General features: G+C 72.5%; 6 protein-coding genes. 4 read left to right on the plus strand and 2 right to left on the minus strand.

What is annotated here, in order from left to right; all coding sequences use genetic code 11:
* Positions 1–41: 41 nt before the first annotated feature.
* Together NJ376_RS18735 and NJ376_RS18740 are read right to left on the minus strand one after the other, a co-directional pair.
* Positions 42–968 carry an alpha/beta hydrolase gene (locus NJ376_RS18735; protein WP_252954808.1) on the minus strand — a complete coding sequence of 309 codons (927 nt, stop codon included), beginning with the start codon at positions 966–968 and terminating at the stop codon, positions 42–44.
* Positions 968–2,035 (minus strand): LLM class flavin-dependent oxidoreductase, encoded by a 1,068-nt coding sequence (locus NJ376_RS18740; protein ID WP_252954809.1) that lies wholly within the window; start codon positions 2,033–2,035, stop codon positions 968–970. Before NJ376_RS18740 ends, NJ376_RS18735 begins: the two co-directional genes overlap by 1 nt.
* 92 nt (positions 2,036–2,127) lie before the next feature.
* Between NJ376_RS18740 and NJ376_RS18745 the strand changes: the two genes are divergently transcribed.
* The 4 genes from NJ376_RS18745 to NJ376_RS18760 all read left to right on the plus strand — a co-directional run.
* Positions 2,128–3,069 carry an AEC family transporter gene (locus NJ376_RS18745; RefSeq protein WP_252954810.1) on the plus strand — a complete coding sequence of 314 codons (942 nt, stop codon included), beginning with the start codon at positions 2,128–2,130 and terminating at the stop codon, positions 3,067–3,069.
* Between the two features lie 195 nt (positions 3,070–3,264).
* Positions 3,265–4,128 (plus strand): NAD-dependent epimerase/dehydratase family protein, encoded by an 864-nt coding sequence (locus tag NJ376_RS18750; RefSeq protein WP_252954811.1) that lies wholly within the window; start codon positions 3,265–3,267, stop codon positions 4,126–4,128.
* A gap of 5 nt (positions 4,129–4,133) precedes the next feature.
* A complete protein-coding gene (locus tag NJ376_RS18755; RefSeq protein WP_252954812.1) occupies positions 4,134–4,997 on the plus strand; it encodes an aldose epimerase family protein in 864 nt (287 codons plus the stop codon).
* 85 nt (positions 4,998–5,082) lie between these two features.
* On the plus strand, positions 5,083–6,072 hold a 990-nt coding region (locus tag NJ376_RS18760; protein ID WP_252954813.1), incomplete at its 3' end, for a DUF3140 domain-containing protein.

Here is a 6,072-nt window from a genome sequence, read left to right on the forward strand (position 1 = left end):
GTGAATGGCACGATGATGGCCGGCGCGTGGCGTTGCCGCAACTATCCGCCGGTTGTCCGTCGCAGCCAGTCGCAGGCCTCCTCCATCGCCGGACGGGCGGCGTCCACCCGGCCGACCCAGAACAGGAAGCCGTGGTTCATCCCGGCCCAGCGGGTGACCTGCACCGGCACGCCGGCCTCCTGCAGCCGCGCGGCATAGAGCTCCGCCTCGTCGCGCAGCGGGTCGTATTCCGCCGTCTGGATCAGGGCCGGCGGCAGGCCGGCGAGGTCCGGGGCGCGCAGCGGGGCGGCGTGGGGGTGGGTGGCATCCTCCGGCTGCGCCAGGTAGTGGCCCCAGAACCACTCCATCGTTGCCCGGGTCAGGCCGTAGCCGGTGGCGTTCTCGACATAGCTTGGGGTGCCGGGGGTGTGGAAATCCGTCACCGGGTAGAGCAGCAGCTGCCCGGCCAGCTTCGGCCCGCCCTCGTCGCGGAGGCGCAGGGCGGTCACCGTCGCCAGATTGCCGCCGGCGCTGTCGCCGCCCACCAGCAGCCGCGCCGGATCGGCGCCGAGTTCCGCCGCATGCTCGGCGCACCAGCGCGTGGCCGCCAGGCAATCCTCGGTGGGGCCGGGGAATTTCGTCTCCGGCGCCAGCCGGTAATCCACCGAGGCGACCACGACGCCGCCGCCGGCGCAGAGGTTGCGGCAGATGCCGTCATGGGTCTCGAGGCTGCACAGCACGAAGCCGCTGCCATGGAAGAAGACCAGCAGCGGATGCGGTCCCTCCCCGTCCGGCGTATAGAGCCGGATGCGGAGCGGCCCGCCCGGCCCGGGGATGCTGAACTCCCGCGTCGCCACCTGCGGCGCCGGGGCCATCAGCGCCACCCGCGCATCGTATTGCGCCCGGGCCTCGGGCACCGGCAGGGTCTCGGTCGCCGGGACGCCGGCGCCCTTTTCCAGGAGCGCCTGGATCTGCGGATCGAGCGGCATCAGCGGAACGCCTTCATGATGCGGCCCCAATCCTCGATGGCGGCTTCCTGGCCGGGGACCAGTTGCACGGTGAATTCGGTATAGCCGGCATCGCGCAGGTCGCCGATGCGGCGCTTCAGCTCGGCCTCGGTGGCGGTGAAGCTGCTGATGCGGATCATCTCGGCGGAGATGAAGGGCTTCTCGGACTCCTTCAGGAACATCAGGTGGCCGCGGTGATTCTCGAGCCAAGGCGCGTCCTTCGGCTCGAAGCTGCGCGCCAGTTTCACATAGCCCTCCACCTCCCGCCGCACGCTCTCCGGCAGGGGCGAGATGTTGGGCAGGCCGGACAGCGCCTCATCCGCCGCGCGGTGCAGCAGCACCGCGGCGCGCGGCCCGGCCTGGGCCAGGGCGCGCGGGCTGTCATAGGGCTCGCCCTCCGCCAGCACGCAGCCGAGGACGAAGGCGGTCGCCTCCAGCGGCTTGGCCTGCCCGGCGGCGGTCCAGGCCTCCCGCATCTCGCCGATCATCGCGACCGCGGCGGGGACATCGGAGAAGAAATTGATCCAGCCGGCGCCGAGCCGGGCGGTCAGGGCCCGCGCCCGCGGGCCGGCCGCCGCCAGGTGCAGCCGCATCGGCGTGCGGATGTCGATCAGCCCGAGCTCGGGGTTCAGCAGCCGGATCTTGCGGCGCTGGCCCTCGATCTCGGTCTCCACGATCTCCCCGGCCAGCAGGCCGAGCATCACCCTCGTGTATTCCTCGAACTCCTTCAGCTTCATGGCGCCGAGCCCCATCGCCCGCCGCCCGGTGAAGCCGGTGCCGATGCCGATATCGACCCGCCCCGGCGCCAGCTTGTTGAGCGTGGCGAAGGCATTGGCCGTGACGGCGGCAATGCGGTTGGAGGGGATCAGAACCCCGGTGCCGAGTCGGATGCGGCTGGTCTTCACCGCCGCCGCCCCCATGGCGACGAAGCAATCCGCCGAGAGCATCTGGGTGTCGTAGAACCAGGCGGTACGGAAGCCGAGCTCCTCCGCCCGGGCGGCGACCTTCCAGCTTTCCGCGTCGGTCGGCAGGGCGATTCCGAATTCCATGGCGTTTCCCTCCGGTCTTCTTGCCCCAGCCAAGCCCTTCCCCGCCCGCGCCGCAAGCTGGCGCCGCCGGGCGGAGCCTTTATGGTGCCCGGGTGCTTGCCTTCCTTTCGCTCTGCGCGCCGATCTTCGCCGTCATCCTGCTCGGCTGGGCCGCGGCGCGGTTCGGCCTCGTTGCCCCGTCCGTCGTGGATGCGGTGGGGCATTTCTCCTTCCATTTCGCCCTGCCGGCCCTGCTGCTGCGGCTGATGGGCTCGCAGCCGCTCGGCCAGAGCTTCGAGCCGGTGTTCTTCGCCGGCTACCTGGCGGTCTGCCTCGCCATCTTCTTCTCCGTGCTGGCCATCGCCCGGCCCTGGCAACGGCGGGGCGCGGCGGCGGCCATGGGGGCGGGGGCGGCGATGGGCAATGTCGGCTATCTCGGCCCGCCTTTGCTGCTGCCCCTGCTGGGGGAGCGGGGCGCCGGCCCGGTCGCCATGGCCATCATGTCCGAGGTTGCGGTGGTGCTGGCGCTCGGCTCGCTGCTCATGGCGCCTGCCATGCCCGGGGCCGGGCTCCGCGCCATGGGGCGGGCGCTGCGGTCGCTGCTGGTGAACCCGGTGCTGCTGTCGATCGCCGGCGGGGCGCTGGTCGGCGCCATCGGCCTCCCCTTCCCCGGCCCGGTGGACCGCTTCCTCGGCTTCCTCGGCGGCGCGGCGGGGCCGACCGCGCTGTTTGCCCTCGGCGGCACGCTCGGGCGGCTCGCGGTCGGGCGGCGGCTGCTGCTGGTGGCGGGCGGGCTCTCGGCGGGCAAGCTCATCGCCTATCCGCTGCTGGTCTGGCTGGTCATCGGCGTGGTGCTGCAGCGGGAGTGGTTCTGGGTCCAGGCGGGGGTGATGCTGGCGGCGATGCCGACGGCGACCAATGCCTTCGTCCTTGCCCAGCGCAACCACGCGGGGACGGAGGAGGTCTCGGCCACCGTGCTGCTCTCCACCCTGCTGGCCTCGCTGCTCTTTCCCCTCACCGCCTGGCTGGTGACGCCGGCGGTGGCGGTGCCCTAGCTCCCACGCAGCCGCTGCGTGGCCTCATGTGGCCCCGGAGTGGTTGGAGTCCCTGGATCTCGCAAAGCCTGCCGCGGCAGGGCGGCCGCAGGCGACAGGTTTTGACGGGCGTGCCGCTTCCTGTGCTGGACATCCGGCCTGCGGCGCGGGCAGGACATGGGATCGCGTCCGAGAACACCGCCCAGGGAGGCCGCCATGCCCGAGATCCCCGCGAAGCCCGTGCTGCTGACCGGCGCCGCCGGCAATCTCGGCCGGGTGCTGGCCGCCGGCCTTGCCGAGCGGGGCTGGACGCTGCGGCTGACCGACATCGCCCCCTTCCCCGATCCGCTGCCGCCGCGCGCCAGCTTCCGCCGCGCCGACCTGAATGACGGCGTCGAGCTGCTGCGGCTGGCGGAGGGCTGCGGTGCCATCCTGCATTTCGGCGGAATCAGCGTGGAGCGGCCCTTCGAGACGGTGATGGGGCCCAATCTCCGCGGCCTCTACCATGTCTATGAGGCGGCGCGGCGGGAAGGGGCGCGGGTGCTGTTCGCCTCCTCGAACCACTCCATCGGCTTCCATGAGCGGCCGAAGGTGCCGGACAGGTCACAGGCCAACGAGGCGAAGCTCGGCGCCGACTGCGCCTTCCGCCCGGATGGGTATTACGGCCTCTCCAAGGCCTATGGGGAGCTGATGGGCCGGCTCTACTGGGACAAGCACGGGGTGGAGAACGTCAATTGCCGCATCGGCTCCTGCTTCCCCAAGCCGGTGAATGCGCGCATGCTCTCCACTTGGCTGTCCTACAATGACCTGACGCGGCTGGTGGCGGCGGCGGTGCTGGCGCCGCGCACCGGGCATTGCGTCATCTGGGCCTGCTCCGACAACCCTGCGAGCTTCTGGGGCCAGGACCATCGCGACCGCATCGGCTGGCAGCCGGAGGACAGCGCCGAGGCGTACCGCGCCGAGGTCGGCCACGTCGTCTCGGGCGATCCGGTGGAGGAGCGCTACCAGGGCGGCAGCTATGCCAGCATGGCGTATTCGCGCGGCGCGCCCTCCCCGCGCGACCCCTTCGCTCTCGGCTGATGGCGATGCCGGATCGGCTGCTGCTGGAGTCGCGCGACTGGCAGGCGGAGCTGCTGCCCGGCCAGGGCGGCGCCTGCGCCGCGCTGCGCTGGCGGGGACTCGACCTGCTGGTGCCGCTGCCGGAGGGGGCGGACCCGAATGCGAGCTTCGCCGGCGCCTTCGTCATGGCGCCTTGGGCCAATCGGCTGGATGGTGGCGCGCTGCCGGTGGCGGGCACCACCTGGCGCCTGCCGATCAACCGGCCGGAGGACGACACCGCCATCCACGGCCTTTCCCGCGACGCGCCCTGGGCGGTGGCCGCCTCCGGCGCTGCGCATGCGGTGCTGGAGCAGGAGGTGGATGCGACGCCGCTCGGCGCGCCCTGGCGCTACCGGGCGCGGATGGAGTGGTGGCTCGACGCCGAGTCGCTGCGCCTGGCCCTGACGCTGACCAATCTCGGCGAGCTGCCCTTCCCCTTCGGCCTCGGCTGGCATCCCTTCTTCGCGCGCCCCGCCGGCACCCGACTGCGCCTCGCCGCCGACACCCTCTTCGCGCGGGATGAGCGGAGCCTGCCGGTGGCGGCGCAGCCGAGCACCGGCATCGACGGCGCCGAGCCGGCCTATGAGGGCCTGGACACCGCCTTCGCCGGCTGGGATGGCGCGGCGGAGATCATCCGCGACGAAGGCAGGCTGCGGCTTTCCGCCAGCGGCGCCTGGGCGCGCTGCGTGCAGGTCTTCGCGCCGGCCGGCAGCCACATCCTCTGCGTCGAGCCGGTGAGCCATGTGCCGGATGCGCCGAATCGTCCGGCACTCGCGCCGCACGGACCGCTGCTGATGCGCGCGCCCGGCGAGTCGCTGCGCGGCGAATTGCAGCTTCGCATGCAGCGCTGACAAAGAAATCCATCCGCGCAGGCGATGCGCGGGAACGCTTGCCGATAGGTGACGTTGCCCGAAGCAGGCGAAACGGAGCGGATGGATGCCAGGGATCGCGCGCAGATCCGACCCCGCGCTGTGGGATGCGGTGAAGGCCGAGATCACGCAGGGTGCGAAGGGCGGCAAGCCCGGTCAGTGGTCGGCGCGCAAGGCGCAGCTCGCCACCGCGGAGTACCAGCGGCGCGGCGGCGCCTATCTCGGTCCGAAGGACGGGGACAACCACCTGGCGCAGTGGAAGCGGGAGGAATGGGGCACGCGCTCCGGCCGTCCCTCCCGCGAGACCGGGGAGCGCTATCTCCCGCGCGCGGCGCGGGAGGCGCTGAGCGACGGGGACCATGCCCGCAGCAGCACGGCGAAGCGGCGCGACAGCGCGGCGGGGCGGCAATTCCCGCCGCCTCCGGCCGGCATCGCCGCCCGCACCGCTTCGCTGCGCCATGCGGGCAAGGACCACAGGGGAGGAGACCGCATGGATCAGGACATTGCCGCCGAATTCCGCCGGCTGGTGAACATCCCCGCGGAGGAGCTGGCCGAGTGGCTGGAGAGCGAGGAGAGCCGCGTGGCGGGCATGACGCGGGAGGGCGAAGCGGAAGCGGTGGGCCACCAATCGGGTCGCCGAATCCTCGCCATCCTGCGCGGCGAGGCGGCGGAGGAGGCGTTCCTGCACGAGGTGGTGGGCTATATCCACCGCCACCTGGCGCAGCGACCGGCGGGCGAGGTGACGCAGACGCGCTGGCGCCACTCGCTGATGAACTGGGGGCATGACCCCCTGCGAGAGGAGGAAGGCATGGGAGAGACCGAGATGCAGCCGGAGATGGAGGGCGAGTCGCCGCCCGCCATGATGCCCGAGGCGGAGCCCGCGCCGGCACCGAAGCGCCGCCGCGCCGCGCCGCGACGCAAGGCTGCTGCGGATGGCGAGTCCTCCGGGCAGAGCGAGGGCGGCCGCAAGGGCGGCAGCGCTCGCACGCCGCGGAAGGCGGCGGCCGCGCGCAGCAACGCGGCCAAGGGCGCGGCAACGCGCCGGGCGAGCAGCGGC

Source organism: Siccirubricoccus soli (genome assembly GCF_024178315.1).
Taxonomy (GTDB): Bacteria; Pseudomonadota; Alphaproteobacteria; order Acetobacterales; family Acetobacteraceae; genus Siccirubricoccus; species Siccirubricoccus soli.

Coding starts and splice junctions, on each gene's coding strand:
- NJ376_RS18740 (WP_252954809.1), bottom strand. CDS start 2,035: ATGGAATTCGGAATCGCCCTGCCGACCGACGCGGAAAGCTGGAAGGTC.
- NJ376_RS18735 (WP_252954808.1), bottom strand. CDS start 968: ATGCCGCTCGATCCGCAGATCCAGGCGCTCCTGGAAAAGGGCGCCGGC.
- NJ376_RS18755 (WP_252954812.1), top strand. CDS start 4,134: ATGCCGGATCGGCTGCTGCTGGAGTCGCGCGACTGGCAGGCGGAGCTG.
- NJ376_RS18750 (WP_252954811.1), top strand. CDS start 3,265: ATGCCCGAGATCCCCGCGAAGCCCGTGCTGCTGACCGGCGCCGCCGGC.